21 protein-coding genes are annotated in these 22,571 nt (G+C 59.5%); 6 read left to right on the forward strand and 15 right to left on the reverse strand.

Annotation, left to right across the window (positions count from 1 at the left end; translation table 11 throughout):
• Nucleotides 1-63: 63 nt before the first annotated feature.
• Nucleotides 64-1,050, reverse strand: a complete 987-nt coding sequence (locus BLW71_RS30140) for a zinc-dependent alcohol dehydrogenase family protein (protein ID WP_091805753.1) — start codon at nt 1,048-1,050, stop codon at nt 64-66.
• Between the two features lie 111 nt (nt 1,051-1,161).
• On the opposite strand from BLW71_RS30140, the gene BLW71_RS30145 reads away from it, so the two are divergent.
• The gene (locus BLW71_RS30145) at nt 1,162-2,016 is read left to right on the forward strand and encodes a LysR family transcriptional regulator (RefSeq protein ID WP_177205142.1); all 855 of its coding nucleotides are present in this window, start codon (nt 1,162-1,164) and stop codon (nt 2,014-2,016) included.
• 94 nt (nt 2,017-2,110) lie between these two features.
• Here BLW71_RS30145 and BLW71_RS30150 read toward each other — a convergent pair whose 3' ends face one another.
• From BLW71_RS30150 to BLW71_RS30190, 9 genes are all read right to left on the reverse strand, one after another.
• The gene (locus tag BLW71_RS30150; RefSeq protein WP_091805759.1) at nt 2,111-3,751 is read right to left on the reverse strand and encodes an AMP-binding protein; all 1,641 of its coding nucleotides are present in this window, start codon (nt 3,749-3,751) and stop codon (nt 2,111-2,113) included.
• A 79-nt stretch (nt 3,752-3,830) separates the two neighbouring features.
• Complete coding sequence (locus tag BLW71_RS30155; protein WP_091805762.1) at nt 3,831-4,226, reverse strand: RidA family protein; 396 nt, start codon at nt 4,224-4,226, stop codon at nt 3,831-3,833.
• Entirely contained in the window at nt 4,223-4,666 is a 444-nt protein-coding gene (locus BLW71_RS30160; RefSeq protein ID WP_091805765.1) for an acyl-CoA thioesterase, read from the reverse strand. The genes BLW71_RS30155 and BLW71_RS30160 overlap by 4 nt, the downstream gene beginning before the upstream one ends.
• Nucleotides 4,663-5,871, reverse strand: coding sequence for an acyl-CoA dehydrogenase family protein (locus tag BLW71_RS30165; RefSeq protein WP_091805768.1), 1,209 nt, complete (start codon nt 5,869-5,871; stop codon nt 4,663-4,665). The genes BLW71_RS30160 and BLW71_RS30165 overlap by 4 nt, the downstream gene beginning before the upstream one ends.
• A gap of 1 nt (nt 5,872) precedes the next feature.
• Nucleotides 5,873-6,724, reverse strand: coding sequence for an enoyl-CoA hydratase family protein (locus BLW71_RS30170; RefSeq protein ID WP_091805771.1), 852 nt, complete (start codon nt 6,722-6,724; stop codon nt 5,873-5,875).
• A gap of 25 nt (nt 6,725-6,749) precedes the next feature.
• Nucleotides 6,750-7,310, reverse strand: coding sequence for a MarR family winged helix-turn-helix transcriptional regulator (locus BLW71_RS30175; RefSeq protein WP_091805774.1), 561 nt, complete (start codon nt 7,308-7,310; stop codon nt 6,750-6,752).
• Nucleotides 7,307-8,080 (reverse strand): SDR family NAD(P)-dependent oxidoreductase, encoded by a 774-nt coding sequence (locus BLW71_RS30180; protein WP_091805777.1) that lies wholly within the window; start codon nt 8,078-8,080, stop codon nt 7,307-7,309. The genes BLW71_RS30175 and BLW71_RS30180 overlap by 4 nt, the downstream gene beginning before the upstream one ends.
• The gene (locus BLW71_RS30185; RefSeq protein WP_091805783.1) at nt 8,077-10,449 is read right to left on the reverse strand and encodes a bifunctional salicylyl-CoA 5-hydroxylase/oxidoreductase; all 2,373 of its coding nucleotides are present in this window, start codon (nt 10,447-10,449) and stop codon (nt 8,077-8,079) included. The genes BLW71_RS30180 and BLW71_RS30185 overlap by 4 nt, the downstream gene beginning before the upstream one ends.
• A 116-nt stretch (nt 10,450-10,565) precedes the next feature.
• Complete coding sequence (locus BLW71_RS30190; protein WP_091805786.1) at nt 10,566-11,567, reverse strand: bestrophin family protein; 1,002 nt, start codon at nt 11,565-11,567, stop codon at nt 10,566-10,568.
• A gap of 423 nt (nt 11,568-11,990) precedes the next feature.
• On the opposite strand from BLW71_RS30190, the gene BLW71_RS30195 reads away from it, so the two are divergent.
• The 3 genes from BLW71_RS30195 to BLW71_RS30205 all read left to right on the forward strand — a co-directional run bounded on the left by BLW71_RS30195 (nt 11,991) and on the right by BLW71_RS30205 (nt 14,009).
• Entirely contained in the window at nt 11,991-12,872 is an 882-nt protein-coding gene (locus BLW71_RS30195) for an RNA polymerase sigma-70 factor (RefSeq protein WP_091809061.1), read from the forward strand.
• Between the two features lie 178 nt (nt 12,873-13,050).
• Entirely contained in the window at nt 13,051-13,530 is a 480-nt protein-coding gene (locus BLW71_RS30200; RefSeq protein ID WP_091805789.1) for a carboxymuconolactone decarboxylase family protein, read from the forward strand.
• Between the two features lie 71 nt (nt 13,531-13,601).
• Nucleotides 13,602-14,009 carry a cupin domain-containing protein gene (locus BLW71_RS30205; protein ID WP_091805792.1) on the forward strand — a complete coding sequence of 136 codons (408 nt, stop codon included), beginning with the start codon at nt 13,602-13,604 and terminating at the stop codon, nt 14,007-14,009.
• Between the two features lie 6 nt (nt 14,010-14,015).
• Here BLW71_RS30205 and BLW71_RS41175 read toward each other — a convergent pair whose 3' ends face one another.
• The 4 genes from BLW71_RS41175 to BLW71_RS30220 all read right to left on the reverse strand — a co-directional run bounded on the left by BLW71_RS41175 (nt 14,016) and on the right by BLW71_RS30220 (nt 17,394).
• Nucleotides 14,016-14,213, reverse strand: a complete 198-nt coding sequence (locus BLW71_RS41175) for a hypothetical protein (protein WP_143048402.1) — start codon at nt 14,211-14,213, stop codon at nt 14,016-14,018.
• Nucleotides 14,214-14,884: 671 nt separating this feature from the next.
• The gene (locus tag BLW71_RS30210) at nt 14,885-15,682 is read right to left on the reverse strand and encodes a DedA family protein (protein ID WP_177205143.1); all 798 of its coding nucleotides are present in this window, start codon (nt 15,680-15,682) and stop codon (nt 14,885-14,887) included.
• Nucleotides 15,683-15,760: 78 nt separating this feature from the next.
• A complete protein-coding gene (locus tag BLW71_RS30215; RefSeq protein WP_091805797.1) occupies nt 15,761-16,633 on the reverse strand; it encodes a hypothetical protein in 873 nt (290 codons plus the stop codon).
• 5 nt (nt 16,634-16,638) lie between these two features.
• Nucleotides 16,639-17,394, reverse strand: coding sequence for an SDR family oxidoreductase (locus tag BLW71_RS30220; RefSeq protein ID WP_091805800.1), 756 nt, complete (start codon nt 17,392-17,394; stop codon nt 16,639-16,641).
• A gap of 803 nt (nt 17,395-18,197) precedes the next feature.
• On the opposite strand from BLW71_RS30220, the gene BLW71_RS30225 reads away from it, so the two are divergent.
• Nucleotides 18,198-19,406, forward strand: coding sequence for an NAD(P)/FAD-dependent oxidoreductase (locus BLW71_RS30225; protein WP_091809063.1), 1,209 nt, complete (start codon nt 18,198-18,200; stop codon nt 19,404-19,406).
• A 116-nt stretch (nt 19,407-19,522) separates the two neighbouring features.
• On the opposite strand, the gene BLW71_RS30230 is transcribed toward BLW71_RS30225, so the two are convergent.
• Entirely contained in the window at nt 19,523-20,023 is a 501-nt protein-coding gene (locus tag BLW71_RS30230) for an Ohr family peroxiredoxin (RefSeq protein WP_091805803.1), read from the reverse strand.
• A gap of 810 nt (nt 20,024-20,833) precedes the next feature.
• Between BLW71_RS30230 and BLW71_RS30235 the strand changes: the two genes are divergently transcribed.
• Nucleotides 20,834-21,859, forward strand: a complete 1,026-nt coding sequence (locus BLW71_RS30235) for a LysR family transcriptional regulator (protein ID WP_091805805.1) — start codon at nt 20,834-20,836, stop codon at nt 21,857-21,859.
• Nucleotides 21,860-22,571: the final 712 nt, after the last annotated feature.

Below are 22,571 nucleotides of genomic sequence, written 5' to 3' on the forward strand. Positions count from 1 at the left end.
TTTTTCCCGAAATCCCGCGAATGCGCGACCCGTTTCGTCGTACGGTACATTCCCGCCCGGTTCTTATTTCACGTCGACCACGATCTTTCCGGTGTTCGTCGCATCGACAATCGACTGGTAAGCAAGCTCCACGTTGCCGAAGTCGAAACTACGTGAGTCCAGCTTCGGCACCAGCTTGCCTTCCTCGATGAGTCGAGCCGCTATGCGCAGCATGTCGCCGTGGTGCTCGCGATGTTTCCCGGTGAGCAGCGGCGACAGCGTAAAGACACCCGAATACGTGGCCTCACGGAAAGACAACGGAGCCAACGCATGCGTTCCCCAGCCCAATGCGCTGACAACGTGACCAAATTGCTTAACGGCTTTGAACGAAGCATCGAGTGAAGCGCCACCCACGGTATCGGCGACGAGATCGAACCCTTCGCCTTGGGTCAACGCATCGACATACGCTTCGACCGAGTTCGCACGATAGTCAATCGGCGTAGCGCCATACGCTTTGATCACGTCCAGATCCTTTGCGCTGACCGTCGCGAAGACCTGAGCGCCCATCGCAATCGCCAACTGAACGGAAATATGGCCAACGCCTCCTGCGCCGCCCTGCACGAGCACCGTTTGACCCGCCCGCAACTTTGCCCGGTCCGCGATGCCTTCGTAGGATGTGATGAAGCTCAAAGGAATTGCCGCGGCCTCTTTCATCGAGAGATTCGCCGGCTTATGAGCGAGCAATCGTGCATCCACGGCCTGGAACTGCGCGAGCGAGCCCTGCAAGCCACCCACGCCGCCGGTCATGCCGTACACGTCATCGCCGACGCTGAAGCCGCTCACACCTTCGCCGACTGCCTCGAGAGTCCCGGCCATGTCGATGCCAAGCACCAGCGGCAACGGGTGCTTCGCATGCGCGGCGTTACCCGAGCGGATTTTGGTGTCCAGCGGATTGAGGCCGGCAGCCTTCACGCGCACCAACACCTGCCCGCGTTCGGCTGTCGGCGTCGGGAGGTCGGTAAGTTCCAGAGGACCGTTGTAACGGTTGAGCACAAGCGCTTGCATAGTCATGACATTTCTCTCGATGGTGTGCCGGAACGGCTTGATTAATAGTGGTTCATGCGAGAAAGTATGTAAATCGACGTTTTTGCACGTTATCTAAACAAAATTGCATGGGCTTATATGGACTGGAACGACGTTCGGATCTTTCTGGCAATTGCCCGCGAGGGAACGTTGGGCCGCGCGGCAAGCCAGGTTGGCCAGACCCAGCCGACTATCGGCCGCAGGCTGCGGATGCTGGAGGCATCGGTCGGGCAGACGCTGTTTCAGCGCACAGCGGACGGCTTCGTGCTGACGGAAGAGGGCTCCGCCGTGCTCGCCACTGCCGAGCGGATGGAAGACGAAGCGCACGCGTTCGAGCGCGCGTTAGCGGGGAAGCAACAGCAACTTACCGGCTTGCTGCGGATTTCGTCGTCCGACTGGTTTGGCGTGCATGTGTTGACGCCGGTCGTCGCGGAGTTTCTGCGTGTGAACCCGTTGGTGTCGATCGAACTCGTGACCGATTCGCGGCGGCTCAATCTGGCGCGTCGCGACGCCGATCTGCTATTCCGGATCACGCCGTTCGATGAAGCCGACGTCATCCAGCGCAAGTTCATCAAAATGGACTACGCGCTGTACGGCCCGTTGAACATCGTGCCGCCGCAGCGCGGCGACGGTACGGGATACGCGCTGCTCACCATGGACAGCGCCTTTGAAACGCTACCCGACGTGAAATGGCTGCGTGAAGTTTTGCCGAACGCGCATGTGGCTTTCGGCAGCAACAACCGCGAGGCGCAGGCGCGCATGTGCGCGGAACGAGGCGGGCTGGCTGTTCTGCCTTGCCCGTTGGGCGACAACACCGCCGGGATCGAACGAATCGATCTTGGGGAAGCGCCGCCAGGACGAGATGTGTGGTTTGGCTACCATCGCGATCTGCGCAGGTTGGGCAGATTGCGGGCGTTTCTCGATCTCGCCATCGACCGCATATCGAACGTTTAATCGTTCGCGGATTGATCGACATGGCCGCTAAGAAAGTGGCGGCCATGCGGTGAGTTTGCGCTCACGTGCAAGATGGTTGCCCGGGAAATGCGCACTAACCCATCGTACGCAACTCGAACCGTTTGAGCTTGCCGGTTTCGGTACGCGGCAGTGCATCGACGAAAACGATTTCGCGTGGATACTTATACGGCGCCACGCTAGTTTTCACGAAATCCTGTAGTTGCGCGACCAGCTCGCCGTCCGCGACGTAACCGGGATTGACCACGACGAACGCTTTGACGATCTGGCCGCGGGTTTCATCGGGCACGCCAATCACGCCGCATTCGGACACCGCGTCGTGTTGCAGCAAGACGCTTTCCACTTCAGGGCCGGAGATGTTGTAGCCGGCGGAGACGATCATGTCGTCGGCGCGCGCCTGGTAGAACACATAGCCGTCCTCGTCGAGATAGACCGAATCGCCGGGCAGATTCCAGCCGTCGCGCACGAACTTCATTTGCCGTTCGTCGGCGAGATAGCGGCAGCCGGTCGGGCCACGTACCGCGAGCTTGCCGATCGTGCCAGGCGCGACCGGTTGCATGTCGTCATCCACGGCCTGCACCACGTATCCCGGCACGGCGCGGCCTATCGCATGCGGGCGAATCTCGTCACCCTGCGCCGAAATGAAAATGTGGATCAACTCGGTGCCGCCGATACCGTCGATCATGTCGATACCGGTCGCGTCGTGCCAGAGTCGCCGCGTCGAATCGGGCAACGCTTCTCCCGCCGATACGGTTTTCTTCAATGTCGAGATGTCGTGGTGCGCAACCAGTGGCGCCATTTGCCGGTAGAAGGTTGGCGCGGTGAACATGACGGTCGCGTGAAACCGCTCCACGGTCTGCAGCAGAGTCTCGGGCGTGAGCTTCTCGATCAGCACCGTGGAAGCGCCCACGCGCAACGGAAAGCACAGCAAGCCGCCGAGGCCGAACGTGAACGCGAGCGGCGGCGTGCCGCAAAAAATATCGTTCGACGTGGGCTTGAGCACATGACGCGGAAACAGATCGCACATGGCGACGACGTCGCGATGAAAGTGCATGCAGCCCTTCGGCGCGCCCGTCGTGCCGCTGGTGAACGCGATCAGGCAGACGTCGTCGGCGGCGGTGTCGCACGCGGTGAAGTGGTCGGGCTTGTTGATCGCGAGCGTGTCGAGCGAATCCGGTGCGTCGTCGTGGAAGAGGCGCGTTTGCTTCAGGCCGGCGCAATAGAATTCGTCTTGCGGATCGGTGCAGCGTGCCAGTTCGGCGGTCAGGCGGGCGTCGCACAACGCCGCGCCAACCTGCGCCTTGTCGATGATCTGTTTCAGTTCCTTGGCTCGCAGCAAAGGCATGGTCGGCACCACGACGAGGCCGACCTTGAGCGCCGCGAGTGCCGTCACGGCCATATGCAGCGAGTTGGGGCCACGCAGCAGGACACGGTTGCCGGGCTTTAGCCCCATTTCATCGACCAGCACATGCGCGCTGCGATTCACCAGCGCCAACAGTTGACCATACGTCGTGGCGCGTGGGGTGCCGGCCACATCGGACCAGATCGCGGGACGATCGCGGTGGCCCGCCTCAATGGTTCTGTCGAGCAACTCCGTCGCGCAGTTCAAGCGCGCCGGGTAGGCAACGTCAGGGTTGTCGAGCAGAAAGACAGGCCATTGATCCTGCGGCGGAAGATTGTCGCGCGCGAAGGTATCGACGTGTGCTGACGGTTCCATCATGGTCTCCCGGGCGTTGAGCCGGCTAAATGCGCTTCGGTTGGCTTGGTGGTTTCTTTTCGTGTGCTTTGTTGCTCTGTTACTGCGGGACCACGGCGGTCGCCTCGATTTCGACTTTCGCTTCGTCTTCGATCAACGCGACGACCTGCACCGCGCTCATCGCGATGTCGTAGTCGCCGATCAACTCGCGAAACGCGCGGCCGATGTCTTTCAACGACGCGAGATATTCGCGTTTGTCGGTGACGTACCACGTCAATCGCACCAGGTGCTCAGGCTTGCCGCCCGCTTCGTGCAAAACGGCGATCACATTCTTGAGCGCCTGGATGGCTTGCGCGGCGAAGTCGGTGGTCTGGAAGCGCGCCTGTTCGTCCCAGCCGATCTGGCCGGCAATGAACACCTGTGTGCCGGTCGCCGCGACGCCATTCGCGTAGCCACGCGGTTTGACCCAGCCGGCGGGGAGAAGAGCTTTTTTCATGAGCGATGCGCCTCAATGGAGTCGGGCTGTGGGGCGAACGTCGCGAGCGCGCTCGCGATGTCGGTGGGAATATCAATGGAGGTGCCGATTTCCAGCGAAGTCGTGACGAGCACCTGTTTCGCGCGGAAGCGGGTTTCGCCGTTGCAATGGCCGACAATCTCGATCCTGATCGAGCGACGGCCGATCGCCTCGACCTTGAGAGTCAGCGTGATCGTTTCGCCCATCTGGCTCGGCCGCGAAAACTCGCAATCGAGTTTGACGATCGGCAAGCCGACGCGGCGTTGAGCGATCATCTGCGCGTAGTCGATGTGCAGACCTTCGTTGAACCAGTCTTCGACCAGCGCGTTGGTCATCACCAGATATTGCGGAAAAAACACAATGCCGGCCGGGTCGCAATGCGAGAAGCGGATCCGCACGGGCCGTTCGAAAGATGCGCTCATTGCGTATGGGCTCCGGCAGTGGCGGCAGCATGTGCTTTCAACAGATCGCGTCCGACAATCAGTTGCTGTACTTCGGTTGCGCCTTCGTAAATGCGCAGCGCGCGAATCTCGCGATACAGCATCTCGACGGCCGTGCCGCTTTGCACGCCCATGCCGCCATAGAGTTGCACGGCGGCGTCGATCACCTGTTGCGCGCCTTCGCTCGCGTGCCATTTCGCCATCGCGGCTTCGCGTGTGACGTTTTCGCCCTGGTCGCGCAACCAGGCCGCGCGATAGACCAGCAACGCACTGCTGTCGATGGTCAAGGCCATCTGTGCGAGTTTGGCTTGCGTCAGTTGAAAATCGCCAAGCGTCTGCCCGAACATCTTGCGCGAGGCGGCCCGCGTGAGACCTTCGGCCATCGCGTGACGAGCAAAACCGAGCGACGCCGCCGCCACCGACGTGCGGAAAATGTCCAGCGTGCGCATGGCGAGCTTGAAGCCTTCGCCGGGCGCACCGAGCATCTGACTGCGCGGTACGCGCGCTCCAGCAAAGTGCAAACGCGCGAGCGGATGCGGCGCGATCACGTCGATGCGCTCCGCGATTTCCAGCCCCGGCGTATCCGCATCCACGATGAACGCGCTGATGCCGCGCGCGCCCGGCGCTTCGCCGGTTCGCGCGAACACCACATAGAAATCGGCGATGCCGCCGTTGGAGATCCACGTCTTGTCGCCGTTGAGCACGTAGGCGTCGCCGTCTTCGCGAGCGGCGAGCGCCATGGCGGCGACGTCCGATCCAGCGTCGGGCTCGGACAGCGCGAACGCCGCGATTGCCGTGCCGTTGGCGACGCGCGGCAGATAGCGCGTCTTTTGTTCGTGCGTGCCGCCGAGCGAGATGGCGCCCGAACCGAGTCCTTGCATCGCCAGCGCGAAGTCCGCGAGTCCGGAGTGTTTGGCGAGTGTTTCGCGCAGCAGGCAGACGGCGCGCGTGTCGATCGTGTCGCCGTGGCCGCCGTAGGCTACGCCGCCCACGCCATATGTCAGCCAGCCCGCCGCGCCGAGTTCACGTACCAGATGACGGCAGGTGGCGTCCACGTCCTTGTGATCCTGGTGCGAGAGATTCGCGTGGCACCACGCTTCGATACCCGCGGCCAGTTCGCGATGGCGCGGCTCGAAGAACGGCCACGCCAGCGCGCTATGCAGATCCGGTTCGGTGTGGGCGCTCAATTCAGTCTCCCTCGAACACAGGACGCGACTTCGCAGCAAACGCGCTATATGCACGTTCGAAATCGCGCGTGCTCATGCAGATCGCCTGCGCTTGCGCTTCCGATTCGATCGCTTCGTCGATGCTCATGCTCCATTCCTGATGCAGCATTTTCTTTGTGATGCCATGCGCGAAGGTCGGACCCGCGACGAGATCGGCGGCGAGCTTCTGCGCGTCTTCAAGCAGCGCGGCAGGTTCGCACAACCGGTTGTAGAAACCCCATGCGTGGCCTTCGTCGCCGCTTGCCGAGCGGCCAGTGAAGAGCAGTTCGGCGGCGCGCCCCTGGCCGATGATGCGTGGCAGGATCGCGCAAGCGCCCATATCGCAGCCGGCGAGGCCGACTCGGGAGAACAGAAAGGCGAGCTTGCTGCGGGCGGTGCCGAGCCGCATGTCGGACGCCATCGCGAGGATGGCGCCGGCACCGGCGCAAACGCCGTCGACGGCCGCGATCACAGGCTGCGGACAATGGCGCATGGCCTTCACGAGATCGCCGGTCATGCGCGTGAAGAGCAGCAGCTCCGGCATGGGCAGATCGATCAGCGGCGCGATGATGTCGTGCACGTCGCCGCCGGAACAGAAGTTTTCGCCTGCACCGTGAATGACCACTGCTTTGACGTCGGTCGCATAGGTCAATTGCCGGAACAGGTCGCGCAATTCCGCATACGACTCGAAGGTCAGCGGGTTTTTGCGTTCGGGGCGATTCAGCGTGATCGTCGCGACTTTGTCGGCGACCGACCAGCCGAAGTGCCGCGCTTCATAGTTCGCCAACGTGAGGCGGTTGCCGGCCAGTAGGGCGTCGGCGTTGGATCGTGTCATGAATGTCTCCTCGTTTCGATGCGAATCAGTCTTTCAGACTGTCGAGCAGATGTTTCTTGAGTTTGCCGAGACGCTGATGGGTGCGCGATTTTTCATCGAGGCTCAAACCACCGAACAGTTCGACTACCCATTGCTCATGCGCGACCGCCATCTTGTCGAACGCCTTGCGACCCGCCGGTGTCAGGCACACGCTGATCGAGCGGCGGTCGTTCGGGTCGGTGTCGCGTGACACGAGTCCTTCTTTCTCGAGCTGATCCGTAATGCCGGTGATGTTGCCGCCCGTCACCATCAAACGACGGGAAAGCTCGGTCATCTTCAGGCCTTCCGGATGACGCTCCAACTGCGCCATCAAATCGAAACGCGGCAATGTGGTATCGAATTCGTTGCGCAAGCGCTTGCGCAATTCGGCCTGCACGAGATTGGTCGTGGTCAGCATGCGCAGCCACAGACGCAAGCCCATGTGACTATCCGCGCCCGTGCTCATTTCGAGGTCCACGACGTTTTCGGCGGGTTTGGCGACGCCTTTGCGCGGCGGTTTCGTTTCAGCCGCCGCTGCGGGCTTCCTGATGTTCGTTGACTTGGTCACATGACTTCTCCACCGGAGACGGAAAGGGATTGCCCCGTGACGGCGTCCGAGCCGGGCTGGCAGAGCCAAAGCACTGCATTGGCGACCTGTTCGGGACTCACGAAGCGATGTTGCGGATTCGAGCGAAGCAAGGTTTCGCGCGCCTGCTGTTCGGTGCGCGAAGTCTTGCTGGTGATCTGTTCAAGCGATGCGTGCAGCAGTTCTGTTTCCGTATAGCCGGGACACACGGCGTTGACAGTGACGCCTTTGGTCGCCACTTCCAGCGCAAGCGAACGCGTGAGACCGATCACGCCATGCTTCGCAGCGCAATAAGCGGCGACGTACGCATAGCCGATCTGTCCTGCCGTGCTCGCCACGTTGACGATGCGGCCATGACCGCGTTCGAGCATGCCGGGCAATACCGCGCGCGTGCCGAGAAAGACGCCGATGAGGTTCACGTCGAGCATGCGCTGCCAGAGCGCCATGTCGGTGTGGACGAACGGTGCGGCCTGCGCCTGCCCCGCGTTGTTGACGAGGATATCGACCGCGCCGGCTTCGCGGAACGCATTGGCAACGGAGTGCTCCTGCGCGACGTCGACGCTGATGCAAGCCACGTCGCCCAATACGCTGCATTTCTCGCGCTGCGCGTCGAGTCGCCCCGCGTTGCGCCCCATCAACGTGACACGCGCGCCGGCGCGTAGCAGGGCTTCCGCAATCGCTGCGCCAATTCCGCTGCCGCCGCCTGTGACCACCGCGTGCTGTCCAGCGAGCGTCGAATGGAGTGTGTTCACGTGGTTCCTTCGGCGCGTTGCGCACGTTCTTGCGGCGATAGACCCGCGTTTGCAGTGGCTTGGGCGCGCTCGCGTTCAAGATTGCGTTCGAGTTGAGATTTCGCCGCGGTATAGGGCTTCGGCCACGTCACGTCGAAATAGCCGATCTTGGCGGCCTCGTTCAACGTCCAGGCGGGATTGGCCAGATGCGGGCGGGCAATCGCGCACAGGTCCGCGCGGCCTGCGGCGATGATGCTGTTGACGTGATCCGCCTCGGAAATCGCACCGACCGCGATGGTCGCGATTCCCGCTTCGTTGCGAACGCGGTCGGCGAACGGCGTCTGGAACATGCGGCCGAATACGGGCTTTTCTTCCTTGCTGACCTGGCCCGACGACACGTCGATCATGTCGGCGCCGGCGGCCTTGAAGGCTCGCGCGATCTGGACCGCGTCGTCGGGCGTCGTGCCGCCTTCGACCCAGTCGTTCGCGGAGATACGCACGGAAATCGGCTTGTTTTGCGGCCACACCGCGCGAATCGCCTTGAAAACCTGCAGCGGGTAGCGCAGACGATTCTCCAGCGAACCGCCGTACTCGTCAGTGCGCTGATTGGTCAGCGGCGACAGAAAGCTCGACAGGAAATAGCCGTGCGCGCAATGCAGTTCGAGCCAGTCGAAACCTGCTTCGGCGGACATTTGCGTCGCGCGGACGAATTGCGCTTCGATTTCGCGCAACTCGTCTTGCGTGGCTTCGCGCGAATGCTGGCTGACGCCGCGCAGATATTGTTGCGGCGATGCCGAGACGAGCGGCCAGTTGCCTTCCGTCAGCGGTTGATCGATGCCTTCCCATGCGACGCGAGTCGAACCTTTCGCGCCGGAATGGCCGAGCTGAATGCCGATCTTCGCATCTGACTGGCGGTGCACTAGATCCACAATACGCTTCCACGCGGTGACATGTTCAGGCGCATACATGCCGGGACACGCGGGCGTGATACGCGCTTCGGGCGAGACACAGGTCATTTCCGTCATGACGAGCGCCGCACCGCCCATTGCGCGGGCGCCGAGATGCATCAGGTGATAGTCGCCCGCGATGCCGTCGACGGCCGAATATTGCGCCATGGGCGACACCACCACGCGGTTTTTCAACGTGACGCCGCGCGAGGTGAAGGGCGTGAACATGGGCGGCACGGAATGCTTCTCCGGCGCGCGTTCCACGCCTGAGCGCCGGGCCAGCCAATCTTCGAAGCCGGATAGATAGTTGGCGTCGCGCTCACGCAGATTTTCGTGCGAAATGCGCTGCGAGCGCGTGAGCAGCGAATACGCAAATTGTTCCGGCTCGAACGACGTATAGCGGTCGACATGCTCGAACCATTCCGTCGAATTGCGCGCGGCATTCTGAATACGCAATACGTCGATGCTGCGGACGTCCGTATAGTGCTTCAAGGCAGCGGCGAGATCGCCGGGATGCGCGCCGATGCTGTTGGCGAGTTCAATCGAATCTTCGAGTGCTAGTTTGGTACCCGAGCCGATCGAAAAATGGGCAGTATGCGCGGCGTCGCCCATGAGAACAACAGGCGTTTGGGTGCCGTCCGCGTTGCCGCGCCAATGCACCCATTCTTCGTTGACCACGCGTGGGAAGCGAATCCATTGCGACGAGCCGCGCAAATGCGCCGCGTTCGACAGCAACGCATTGCCGTCCAGATACCTGGCGAACAGCTTTTCGCAAAAGGCAATGCTGTCTTCCTTGCTCATTTCGTCGAGACCGGCGGCGCGCCACACGCGCTCCGGCGTTTCAACGATGAAGGTGGAAGTCTGATCGTCGAAACGATAGGCATGCGCCTGGAACCAGCCGAATTCGGTTTCTTCGAAGGCGAAGGTAAAGGCGTCGAAAAGTTTTTTCGTGCCGAGCCACACGAAGCGGCAATCGCGCATGTCGACGGCGGGGCGATAGGTGGCCGCGTACTTTTGACGGATCGCACTGTTGGCGCCGTCGCAGGCGATGATCAGATCGGCTTCGTAGACGCTGTCGTCCGTAACCTGGGTTTCGAAGACCAGCTTCACGCCCAGTTCTTCGCAGCGCGCTTGCAGGATATTCAGCAGGCGCTTACGGCCGATGCCGCAAAAGCCGTGACCCGACGAACGGATTTGCTGCCCGCGGAAATTGATCTCGATGTCGTCCCAGTGATTGAAGGCGTCGAGGATCGCGTCGGCGCTGGGGGCGTCGGCGGCGCGCAGGTTGCCGAGCGTCTGGTCGGAGAAGACGACGCCCCAGCCGAAGGTGTCGTAGGGGCGGTTACGCTCGACTACCGTGACATCGTAGGCCGGGTTACGGCCCTTCATCAACAGACCGAAGTACAACCCGGCCGGGCCGCCGCCAATACAAACGATGCGCATGCTTGTTCCCCATATGTGAACGCTGCCGATGGGGATAATTTAGGCTTAGATAGTTTAGATGTCAAGTAATCGATGAAGTTCCCGCTAGGCAACCCCGACGCTTGTACCGGTATTCTCTATAGCGCAATGATTGTCTGGCTCGATAGATCGTCCGCATGTTCTCCGAGCATCTCTTTCAGATCGCGCTCAATGATGCTACACAGCGTTGAAATGGGAACGTCATTTGCGCCGCCTTCAAACGGATTCTCCGTGCTTTCCCCAACTTGTTCGAGCGACGTGTACATCCACGATACTGCGACACTGCATGGCACCACCAGCCATACCATGTTGCCATGCATAAAGCCACTCACTCCATCATTCAGCTTATCGAATTCGTGAAGCAGCCCGAATGGAAAAAACAAACAGAAGAACCTCACGAATAGCGAACTGACCGTTGCATATTGACGTGGATAGGGGAAATTCTTGAAACGTTCCGATCTCGACTGGAGATCCATGAAATCCCCAACCGCCTTTTGGAGCTCCATATAGAAGCTTGAATTCAGGTGCCCCGCAATGTGAAGCATCTTGAGCGAAGCGCCTTGCAGGCTCAGAATGAATGTAGCGATAGAAGTGGAGGAAAGGGCTTGCGCGGTTTCCGAGGGAGACAAATATTCCGGCAATAATTCGCTAATGTCTCTTTCCCACTCCGGCACACGATAGAACCGACGATATTCAGCGTTGGGACGCCTGCTCGCGCTTTCCCAGATACGGGGTCGACGCAGTTCATATCTCAACGCGGTCAGCCAGGCAAGGTGTCGATACACCAGTTTTCGGGAAATGTCTTCGTCTTTGACAAGATCCCGTGCGGCCTGGCCCCAGCGGCGGCTTCTGCTCAAAATGTCAATCCAGATGTCGAGGGCGTCCATTGCCCTGTTGTATGTCTGAACGTTTTTGAAGCCAACGATAAACGACGTTGCGGTTCCGAGCAAAACCACAATCGTCAGAGGTACCGACAGCCATGTAAGACCGAAAAACTTGTACAGAACGACCGGTACAGAACCGCAAACGAGAAGTCCGTAGATTTGTCGCCGAGTCCAGATCAAAAACTCCAATAGCTTATAGGATTTTCCAAGGTGCATTTTTGTGTCTCAGGCTACCGTAGGTGAGTAGTGAAAAAGGACGCGGACAACGTGCGCACCCAGCAGCGCCACGTTCCTCCTCCAATTGGTACCGTCCGGACCGCTCCCCACTAAGACGTTGCACGCTCGAATTCTGTGACATATGACCGAAAAATCTTTCGTCAGACTTCATGCTAAATGGTTGACCCAAGTTGTGACTGTTGTTCTTTAGACAACACCGAAGCGTCCGTTTTTGGTCTTCTGTTGAAGGCAAGACATGCATATGCTGACGGCCAGGTTCGATTCCGGCGTCGCACTATGCTCGGACCATCCGGCCAACGACGTCTCACACGGCCACCTCAATTCCATGCGTGGCAATATCCTGGTGTCAGAGCGTTATTGGACCGGCGCTCATGTATTCACACGGCTGGAGAGATCATGTTCATGAATGACGACGCTCGTGCGTTCGATGGGCTTCGCCCTCGGTTACACAAGATTGCGTATCGGATGCTGGGGTCGATTGCCGAGGCCGAAGATATCGTGCAGGACGTCTGGCTGCGCTGGCATGCGGCGCCCCGGGAGGCCATCGAAAATGTTGAGGCGTGGCTCGTCGCGGTTGCGACGCGCCTGTGCATCGACCGTCTTCGCGCCGCAAAAATTCAACGTGAGCATTATTCAGGTATATGGTTGCCGGAACCTGAAATGACCGACCCTTCTGCTACACCAGAAGGGGTCAAGGAACGCGCCGACGACGTCTCCGTGGCTTTTCTGATGCTGCTCGAGAGGTTGACCCCGGAGGCACGCGCAGCGTTCCTGCTACGCGAGGTATTCGACGCGGACTATGACGAAGTCGCCGAAACCATCGGCAAGACGGAGGCCGCGTGCCGCCAACTGGTCAGCCGCGCCAAAGCGCAACTACGCGAAGAGCGGCCACGCTATGCCGTGCCGCGCGAAACGCATCTACGCTTGCTGCAGACGTTCGCGCAGGCGCTGGAGCGAGGCGATTTCACCGCGATCAATGCCTTGCTGACCGACGACGCAATGCTGATCGGCGACGGCGGCGGCAAGGTGCCGAGTTTTCCGAAGCCGATGGTGGGCGGCCGGCGCATCGCACAGCTTTTCTACGCCTCGTACCGGCGCTACGGCAGCGAACTCCGCGTCAAGCTCGTGATGCTCAACGGTCAATGGGCGCTGCTGCGATTTGTCGAGGGCAAGCTCGAATCGGCGCAGTCATTCGAAACGGATGGCGCGCGCATCGTCCGTATTCTCGTGCAGCGTAATCCCGACAAGCTGGCGCGTATCGCCGCGGCACACTGCAACACCTGAACGCTGCTATTTCTCCTGCCTGTGCGCGCCAGGTTGCGTTTGATTGGTGCCAAAGAGACAACACCGTGATCCCGTTTGCGGGTCTACCGCGCTACGCCACGTCGACCTACGATGACTTCGTGCGGCGCATTGCCGCTGACGACATCCGCCAGGCGCGAGTACTCACCAGGAGAAGTCCATGACACAGCGTATCAACTACATTCAGCAATCGCCGGAACTGTTCAAGAAATTCCTTGAGTTCAGCAATCAACTGAAGGACAGCGCAATCGAACAATCGATCCGCGATCTCGTTTCGACCCGCGCGTCACAGATCAATGGCTGTGGCTTTTGCGTCGACATGCACGTCAAGGAAGCACGCCTGCACGGCGAGCGTGAACTGCGACTCCATCACCTGGCGGTGTGGCGCGAATCGACGCTCTTCGCGCCGCGCGAGCGCGCCGCACTCGCGTGGACTGAAGCGTTGACCAAGCTTGCCGAGCTGGGCGTGCCGGACGATATCTACGAACGCGTGCGTACCCAGTTCTCCGAGAAGGAACTGTCCGACCTGACGTACGAAATCATGTCGATCAACGCATGGAACCGCGCGAACGTCGCATTCAGGACCGTGCCGGGTTCGGCCGACAAGGTATTCGGCCTCGACAAGGCTAACCTCACCTGAACCGTCTGGTTCTTCTGTTCCTTTCCACCGTCGTTCCGCATGTGCGGAACGCGTTATTTGGCAGGCACATCATGTTTTCACTCAAGAACACCGCAATCGTAGTGCTCGTCGTCGCGGGCGCGCATATCGGCGGGGCCTGTGCGGCGGCTCCTGAAGCCGTCGTGACACCGCTGATGACAAAGCCGCTCGATGACTTTCCGGGCAAGGAAGCGCTGATGATCACCGTGACCTATCCGCCGGGTTCTGTCGATCCAGTTCATCGGCATTACGCGGACGCCTTCGTCTATGTGCTGGAGGGTTCGATCGTGATGCAGGTCAAGGGCGGCAAGGAGGTCACGCTCACGCCTGGACAGACTTTCTATGAAGGTCCTAACGACGTGCACACCGTCGGGCGCAACGCGAGCCAGACGCAACCCGCGAAGTTCATCGTGCTTCTTCTGAAGAACAAGGGTGCGCCTGTTCTCGTGCCAGAGAAGTAAGTACGCTCATGCGGCGACGCTCTGATTTTGCCTGTTTGGCTTGTCAAGGGCATCGGCGTTGGCGTCGTCGCGGGCCGCTTTCACTTCCGGCGGATCTGCGCAGCGAAAGCGCGCCCAGATGCATCCGCCACAGAGATTGGAAGCATTAGACTTTGCCATAAGCGGCGTCAACAGGTGCCGGCTTGCCTCGGTTGAGCTGCGCATGTGCTCTCCCGTAAGGCCGCGGCCATGCTTTGCGCGGCTGGGTCCATTTCATCTTCATTGAAGGGCACGACATCCATCACCAGACCTTGGGCCACGCTATGCCGCCGGGTCTATCGTCCCAATGGCGCCGCGTCGACACGGGCGGACGTCACTCTTCGAACGGAAGAGCACTCGTCTAGCTGTGACAGGCGGCTCACGACGTCCAGACCGGCACAAGCCAACGGGACCTCGATCAAACCTTGCCAGTGTGTCAGCGCCGTGTGTTCAAACGCCTGTGCGCGAGTCGATTTCCGAGAAGTGACGCGAATCACGTCGTTCTCCGTTGGCCCTGACGGGGTATTGACCGCCTCGTTTTCGAACGGCGCTACGCTTGCCTTGGCCAGGTCGCACTCGCGACCTTCGACAATCCTGATGATCTCGCGAATCCTGGAAACAATGCGTATGAGCAAACGTCTGAGTCTGGCATTGCTCAAATTTCCACTCCCGGTTCGACCAACCATGGGGTGCTGCAAGGCAGTGAGACTGAAGACTCAATTCTGTGTTTGCGCGAAACCATGTACCTGGTGACGAGAAAAGACACAAGGCTTACGAATATCGGACCAGACGAGTCCGGGCTATTCGACGCTTGAGTGAGGGCATGCGGTGTTCGTGCCGATGTGGTCCCGCGTTGATCAGCAATAACCCGCGATGTCGGCGGCATAGAGGGGCGTGCCCGCTTGCCTGTCTACGACCGGGGGGCGTGTGAGAGCCCTATGAGCAAACCATACAGGGCAAAGAAGACCCACCGCGACGATGCCCAACAACGACACCTGCCATCCAGATTGGTGAACGCGTGCGAACAATCCGTGGAGTCGATCGGCCAGCAGCGCACCTGCGAGGAGACCAGCGCATGCCCATATGCATACGCTGGCGCAGTCGTGCAAAATAAAGGAGCGCGTTTTAATTGCCATTGCTCCGCAAAGAGGAACGGCGATCAACGAAAGGCCGGGCACGAAACGGACAATCATTAATGCACGCGCGCCACGTTGAGAAAAGAAGCACTCGAACCTGGCAACGCTCGATTGCTTCACGAACGACAGCTTACATACCAACTGAAGGGCGCGTCTGCCGTACCGCTTGCCGCCTTGAAACCAGAGCAAGTCGCCAAGAACTCCACCGGAAACGGCGGCGGCGAGCAGAATGGCGAAGTGGAGCAGTGCGCGCGCGAGGTCATATCTTGCAGTAGCGATGCTCGCGCCGACCGTCATCAGGGCTGTGATGGAGGGAAACGGTAGACCGAGCGACGAGGCTAGCACGCTGAAGAATACGATCAACGCTCCATACTGGGAAAGCAACTCATGGGTAAACATTGGGTAATCCTGTGGAAATGATTTTGTCGTGGTCGTAGCATTCGAGCGGGAAAGATCAGCATGAGATTTATCAGTACTTGTTTCTGGTGAATTAAGAAATCGTTTGCGTTGATGGCGCATGAAGCGAATCTGAATGCGATTTGAACTCGGTGCAGCCCCGATGGCTCGCTTCGATAGTCCGATTGTGCGCAAACAGCTTCAGAGTGCTCCACCTAGCCACAGCGCGAGGTTGACCGAGTAACGGTGGATGTCCCGAAGGGCTTGCGGGTCGGTCTGCATCCCGTTCCCAGGAGGTTCGGTCACAAAGCTCGGGCAACCCAGTCGCGTGTCCCAGTTGTAGTCCGCAAAATGATGAAAAGTACTTTGGGCGATTGCGGGACCTCCGCGGACCGAAGGTTCGAATGCGACTGCAAGATTAAAACTCTTTCCTGTTACTTTGCTTTTGCCTCGTGCGATCACTCGAGCCGGTTCATGCTCGGGAGCGTCGACGGCACCCTCATGGGGGTGTGCGGGCAGGAACCGGATTGCGCCACCAGGAGAGTCAGGGTCTGCCAGTACGGGATGGGTGGGTCCAACAATCGTGACTTCCTGAAAGTCTCCGTTTGTGCCCGAGTGAAAATTGGGCCAGGAGATGTGGGGTGAGAATGGGTCGTCCGCCACACGCCTGGATTGGTCGGGGTCGAGATTGCGCGTGTGGAAGTGATGTGCCTTGCCCACCCCGCCCAAACTGCACAGCGAACTGCCCAGATCCATGTGATCCCTGGTGACCAACAAACCACGACCTGCCCGTCGGAATCGCGTGATCCCCTCGCAATCTTCGGAGGTCAGACCGTCGCCTTCGTCAACGGCAAACAACCACAACTCGTCGAACCCGGTTTCATCGAGTCGGGAAAGAATCGGGTCCGGTTGCCCAAGCCGCTCGCGGTCCCGAGCAACGACCCTGAACGTCACGCGCCCTTCAGGATCCTGATGTGTTTGCAGTAATTCCGCCAGGCGGCTGAATCGCGCGATCGACCAGTCGTCGCTGCAAGGCAGGATGGTCGTTTGAAGCAGGATCTGGATGGTACGCATGATGGTTAGTTAGTCATGTCAATCAATTGGAGCCATTCGTCGAGACCGATGCGGCCGAGGCGCGCCTCGCCCAGAGGCACGAGCGAATGTTTCTCGACCAGGCCGCCGAAATATCGTGCCTCGGGGTCTTTTACGACCTCACGCGGATCGCCGGCGGCCGTCAGATAGCGGGCGATGATTTCGTTGAACGGCGTTCGGTCCGGGCCGGCGATCTCGACGATGCCGTTTCGCGGCGCCGTGAGCGCCACATCGGCAACGATCGCGGCAACGTCGTCAGCCGCGATGGGCTGGAACAGGCCTGGCGAAACCCTGATTACGTTTCCATCCGCACTCGACGCGGCGATACCGCCGAGGAATTCCATGAACTGCGTGGAGCGGATGATGGTGTAGGGGATGCCGGAGGTCTCGATCAGCTTCTCCTGCGCGACCTTGGCGCGGAAATAGCCATTGTCGGGCGTCCGGTCGATTCCGACGATGGATAGCGCAACATGGTGCCGGACACCTGCTGCGGCCTCAGTCGCGAGAATGTTTCGGCCGGACGTCTCGAAGAATTCCAATACCGCCTTGTCATCAAACGATGGTGAATTAGCGAGGTCGATCACCACCTGCGCGCCGGCCAAGGCGTCCTTGAGCCCCTCTCCTGTGATGCTGTTGATTCCGCTTCTTGGCGAGGCGGCGACGACCTCGTGTCCGTTCTGGCGAAGAATGACGACGGCCTTCGAGCCGATCAGGCCGGTGCCGCCGATGACGACGATTTTCATGGTTTGCTATCCTTTGTCGACCACTCGATACCCCACGCGGGTTCGAATGCAGATGAGGAAAAACCTGGGATTTTTCGCGGATGAATCGACCTGATTCGCGATATTCCCACGATCAACTCGCACTTTAGTGACCCGCGTTCGGGCTGCCTTGAGGCCGACAACCACGGGTGGCCGGCGCGTGGGTCCAACTGTCCGTCGCAGCGCTGGTTCCGATGGACAGTCATCCTCGGTGTCGCTGGTTGAAGTGGACTCCGACAGTGCATTTTGCGGGCCGGATGTGCCCTGAGCATGCGCTATGCTCGTTAAAGCACATCGTGATCGTAGGCGGGTGCCGTCTGTTGCGGTAGACATCCAAACAGACACACGGCGTTTCCCGTCCGGCACCAATCAAAGACAGATCAAGGACTCCGCCCGTCGGAAAGCGCCGCCCTTTCACTGCGCATGTCATCTACGGGCAATTGCCCACACTCACACTCGGACATCGACTCGGTTTTGCGCAAAGGACGTAAGCGGGGCGATTGATGCCACTGTCGTACCGTCTCGTTGATTGTTGCACTCGAGGCAACATGATGAGTTCGCTCGCGGGGCTACTGCCCTTCGATGTCCGAGCCTACGATCTGTCCTGACGGTGCCGCGCAAGCGACGTCTGTAACGTCGCTTGCGTGCGCGGCCGCCATCGTTCTCCGAGTTCGGGAATCATGCTCAGCGATCTCGACACTCGCCGCTGAATAAAGCAGGCACCCGTTGCTATGAGTTCGGTGCTTATCGTCGACTTCGTAATTTTTCAACCGAAGGCAATCATCATGTCGCAGAAAATCCTGATAGTGGGTGCCGGCTTCGCTGGAGTGTGGGGTGCACTAGGCGCAGCTCGCGTCCTCGATGGTGCTGGCGTAAGGACCAGTGACGTTGAAATCACATTGATCTCTCCGAAGCCCGAATTGCAGATCCGTCCGCGGCTGTATGAAAGCGAGCCGCAGCGGATGGCTGCACCGCTGGGTCCGCTTCTGGACGCCGTGGGCGTAAAGTTTCTGGAAGGCAGTGTCGAAGCGATATCCGTTCATGACAAAACGGTAAGTGTCGTGTCGGCCAACGGGTCGACGCTTTCGCTCGCCTATAACCGGTTGCTGTTGACCAGTGGCAGCAGGTTGAACAGGCCACCAATTCCGGGCCTGGCGGAGTACGCGTTCTCTGTCGATCGTATCGAGGACGCGGTAGTGCTCGACAACCACTTAAGAGAACTGGCGAAACGGCCGGATTCGCCGGCACGCAACACTATTGCAGTTGTCGGATGTGGCTTTACGGGTATCGAGGTTGCAACTGAATTGCCTAAGCGAATCCGCGAGTTGTTTGGCGCCGACGCGGCAGTCCGCGTGGTCGTGATCGGATCCCAGGACGATATCGGTCCCGATCTCGGCCCCAATCCTCGACCGTATGTATCTGAAGCTTTTGACTCGCTGGGCGTTGAGACAGTACTTGGATCTGGCGTGGTGTCGGTCGACGCGGACGGGGTTCGCACTGCGGCGGGTAACCGTATCGAAGCCATGACCGTGATCTGGGCGGGTGGAATGCGTGCCAGCTCGCTGACTGCGCAAGTTTCCTCGCATCTTGACCCACTTGGACGTGTCGAGGTCACACCTGATCTTCGCGTGCCAGAAGCACCTGAAGTATTCGTAGCGGGCGATGTTGCGCGAGCTCGGAGCGACGACGACGGGCACTATGCATTGATGTCCTGTCAACACGCTATCGTGATGGGGCAATTCGGTGGACACAACGTGGCAGCAGACCTGATCGGCGTTCCGACACTCGAATACAGGCAGCCGTTCTATGCGACCTGCCTCGACCTCGGCGAGTGGGGGGCTATTTACTCGGAAGGATGGGATAGACAGATCAAACTGACGCACGCAGAAGGAAAGACACGCAAACAGATGATCAACACGCAGTGGATCTACCCGCCGGCGCCGAACCGTACCGAAGCGTTGGCAGCGGGTAACCCGCAGGCGTCCTTCGGCTAACCTGTTGGCGCCGCCCTGGCTGTTGCGGTGAGCGGAGTGCGTCAGTCACGTGCGGCAGCGGCAATGAACGTCTTCAACAGACAATCACACGTTGCTGTCGCGCGAGAGGCGTTGAGTCAATCAACAACGGTCACGATATTGACAGTCCCTTGTCTGGCCATCTTCGCATACGGACACAGGCGTTCAGCGGTCCGAACCATCTCTTCCGCTACGCCTCGGTCAACGCCCGGCATCCGAACCCGAACATCGATGACCAATGCATAGCCTCCATCCATGGGATCACGACCGAACGCAACCTGCACTTCCACAACAGCATCGTGGATATCCATTGCAGCGCGTTTGCCGATCAGGTTTAGCGCGCCGTGAAAGCACGCCGCAAAACCCGCCGCGAACAACTGCTCGGGATTGGTCCCATTACCGGGGCCGCCGAACTCAGTGGGCAGCCGCAGTTCCGCGACAAGATTTCCGTCATCTGAACGAGCCACACCTGATGCACGACCGTGTCCCGTCTCGCCGCCGGAAACGGTGACAGTGGTTGTGTACAGTGGACGAAAATCCCGGCCCCGATACCTGTCGAGGAGAGAAAGCGGGGGAGCTTGCAGCTTCTTGTCGTCCATGGTGCGGTCTCGAGTTCAGTGAAGCGCGTTCCGGCTCTCAGCCGTCAATTTGTCGAAGCCTGCCTTATCGGTGCGGCCCGCACTCGCAGGAGCAAGCACGGTCTCCGGGACTTCGAGGCGTTGAATGGAACGAACGATCATATAGTAAATGGGGCGACCTCTCGCTCGCCCCGATTTCTTGATCGGCGACGGGACAACGCCGTCCCATGGTAGATGAGCGCGAATGGCAACGGTAGAGTCGTCCAGGGAGACATGATGTTTCCGGTTTGGCGCCAATCCAAATTGGTCATACGAAACTGAAACGCGCGCGACACGCGCTCAAGGTGGCTGATCGAATGGTGGATCGCGCGCGGGCGTGTGGATGGACGTCGGATATCAAGACGGGCGGGTCTCCATCGAGCCGGGCGAAGCAGATGAAAATTGAGTGAACCCAATCGCATCGGCCAGATGATAGCGGCCGAGTTCAGCAATTTTTTTGCACCAGGCAAGTGCTAGACTTCTACACGTCAGACCGCAGTCTGACGGCGCCGTATGCGGCCGTCTCGACGGGCCAGACAGAGCGGAATAAGGAACACTTGTAAGGAAATCCTGACCGTCCTTGATGCAGCCGGCGGTATCTGTCCGGCTAAAGCGTTGGTCCCGGACTGTTGTGCGATGGTCCCCGAGCTGCATTCATAGGCGTTCCCCGTCTCGCCCGGGCGGCGTCAATCACGGTCACCAGCTGTAGCACGAATAGTCGTTGTCGGCGCGAGAACGCATGCTGGCGCCCTGGACGACTCACCCGTTCATGTGTCAGTAGTGGGGCCATCAATGGATCAATCGGATACATCACAGCGAGGCTTTCGCGTTGGCATACCAAATAACGCTGATGCCTTGTCTACCTGTTTCGCGACGAGCTACGCGGGGATCATCGCGTTCATGGCGGTCGCGACCGAGGGAAGCTTCGTCAAAGCCGGGGAACGATTGGGGATTGGACGCTCGGCCGTCTGTCGAAATGTTCAGAAGCTTGAAACACAGCTAAGCACTCGCCTTTTTCTCCGAACGACAAGGACCACAAACCTGACGCAGGAGGGCGAAAGGTTCTTCGAGAACTGCAACCAGGGCGTTACCCATATCGTCGAGGCAATGAACGATATGCTGGACCTCCGCCAAGGTCCACCTCGTGGCTTCGTTCGAATCCGCTCGACAGTTGGATTTGGACGCAAGGTGGTTGCTCCGTTGCTTTTCAAGTTTTCCGAGGTTTACCCGGATATCGCGGTAGATCTAAGCTTGGATGACAGGCCCGCCGATTTCGCTGCAGAACAGATCGATGTCGCGTTTCGCGATGGGTTCATTGAGGACTCGAGCATCATTGCGAAACAGCTCATTCCAATGCAGAGGGTACTCTGCGCATCCCCTGCTTATGCCGAAGAGCGGGGACTACCCTCTACGCTGGAAGATCTGGCGCAGCACGACTGTATCAACCTGCGATCCAACGGTCGCGTCTTTGAGTGGGATTTCAAGGTCGACGGACATATGCGAAAGTATCTGCCGACCGCCAGATTGACGTTCAATGATGCAGACCTGGTATTGCGGGCAGTCCTGGAAGGTCGCGGAATTGCCCAGATGCCGGGCTATCAGATATGTGATTACGTCGCGCGCAACGAACTTGTCATGGCCTTAAGGCGGTACTTGCCGGACGACCGGGGCCACTACATCTGCTATCTCTGCCGACAGAATCTGCCGTCGCGCATTCGCGTGCTTGTCGATTTCATGACGGAGGAGATTCGGGCGCTCAACCCATTCTGCCTGGGGGAATTCAATCCGGACGATCTGGAAAACGGGCGTCAGGCGTGAGGCGACTCATAGACCCCATATGTGGTGCGATCACATTATCGATATGCTTCGCGGTCACAAACCCCACTCACATTGCACAAAGATATTTGCGTCGGTAATGACCGGCTGAGGGCTTTAATCACTTCCCTCTTCAAAGAGCCATTGTGGTCGACGAAATCGTACATATCCCGACGGCTTCGGCGAGCGGTACCGTGGCTGCACCTATTGGTGTCTACGCGGCAACAGTGAGTGGTCCGATGCGTATCTACCGAGGTCGGGACTCGGCGCCTACTATTCCAACATGGCTTCGCGATTGACTCGACTGACTTGACAGGTCGTTGAGGTCGCTAGTGGAGGGCGTCATGTTGCGTCTCGGACCCCTGTCGGTGTTTGTAGGCTGGATCATGCTATCCGCGGTCAGTGTCGGACTTGCAGTTGCTGTCTCGTTCAGCGGCATTTTCTGAGTCTGATATCTGCCTCCTAAACGCGCTCTCCCATAGCCAGCGAAGCACGAGAACTGAAAGACCCGGCTCGCAAGCGGACATTTAACTGGATTGGCAATCCGCATGGATGTGATTGAGGCGACCGCGCCGCTCCATCTGCCTGGCCGCCCATTTGTCGACGGCCGGTGAATGTAAATCCACTGTGATGAAGTGGCCCACTTTTCCTGAGGGGAGGCTCCTCGGAAGGACTCGCTTTGCCTTCCGCCCTGGGGAGGGGAATTGGCTCTTTG

Source organism: Burkholderia sp. WP9 (assembly GCF_900104795.1).
Classification (GTDB): domain Bacteria; phylum Pseudomonadota; class Gammaproteobacteria; order Burkholderiales; family Burkholderiaceae; genus Paraburkholderia.

Bases quoted from the DNA above. Each gene is read 5' to 3' on its own strand.
- BLW71_RS30235 (WP_091805805.1), top strand. From the start codon at position 20,834: ATGGATCAATCGGATACATCACAGCGAGGCTTTCGCGTTGGCATACCA.
- BLW71_RS30190 (WP_091805786.1), bottom strand. From the start codon at position 11,567: ATGCACCTTGGAAAATCCTATAAGCTATTGGAGTTTTTGATCTGGACT.
- BLW71_RS30205 (WP_091805792.1), top strand. From the start codon at position 13,602: ATGTTTTCACTCAAGAACACCGCAATCGTAGTGCTCGTCGTCGCGGGC.
- BLW71_RS30185 (WP_091805783.1), bottom strand. From the start codon at position 10,449: ATGCGCATCGTTTGTATTGGCGGCGGCCCGGCCGGGTTGTACTTCGGT.
- BLW71_RS30140 (WP_091805753.1), bottom strand. From the start codon at position 1,050: ATGACTATGCAAGCGCTTGTGCTCAACCGTTACAACGGTCCTCTGGAA.
- BLW71_RS41175 (WP_143048402.1), bottom strand. From the start codon at position 14,213: ATGCGCAGCTCAACCGAGGCAAGCCGGCACCTGTTGACGCCGCTTATG.
- BLW71_RS30215 (WP_091805797.1), bottom strand. From the start codon at position 16,633: ATGCGTACCATCCAGATCCTGCTTCAAACGACCATCCTGCCTTGCAGC.
- BLW71_RS30225 (WP_091809063.1), top strand. From the start codon at position 18,198: ATGTCGCAGAAAATCCTGATAGTGGGTGCCGGCTTCGCTGGAGTGTGG.
- BLW71_RS30145 (WP_177205142.1), top strand. From the start codon at position 1,162: ATGGACTGGAACGACGTTCGGATCTTTCTGGCAATTGCCCGCGAGGGA.
- BLW71_RS30160 (WP_091805765.1), bottom strand. From the start codon at position 4,666: ATGAGCGCATCTTTCGAACGGCCCGTGCGGATCCGCTTCTCGCATTGC.
- BLW71_RS30220 (WP_091805800.1), bottom strand. From the start codon at position 17,394: ATGAAAATCGTCGTCATCGGCGGCACCGGCCTGATCGGCTCGAAGGCC.
- BLW71_RS30195 (WP_091809061.1), top strand. From the start codon at position 11,991: ATGAATGACGACGCTCGTGCGTTCGATGGGCTTCGCCCTCGGTTACAC.
- BLW71_RS30200 (WP_091805789.1), top strand. From the start codon at position 13,051: ATGACACAGCGTATCAACTACATTCAGCAATCGCCGGAACTGTTCAAG.
- BLW71_RS30150 (WP_091805759.1), bottom strand. From the start codon at position 3,751: ATGGAACCGTCAGCACACGTCGATACCTTCGCGCGCGACAATCTTCCG.
- BLW71_RS30155 (WP_091805762.1), bottom strand. From the start codon at position 4,226: ATGAAAAAAGCTCTTCTCCCCGCCGGCTGGGTCAAACCGCGTGGCTAC.
- BLW71_RS30210 (WP_177205143.1), bottom strand. From the start codon at position 15,682: ATGCGCCATCAACGCAAACGATTTCTTAATTCACCAGAAACAAGTACT.
- BLW71_RS30230 (WP_091805803.1), bottom strand. From the start codon at position 20,023: ATGGACGACAAGAAGCTGCAAGCTCCCCCGCTTTCTCTCCTCGACAGG.
- BLW71_RS30170 (WP_091805771.1), bottom strand. From the start codon at position 6,724: ATGACACGATCCAACGCCGACGCCCTACTGGCCGGCAACCGCCTCACG.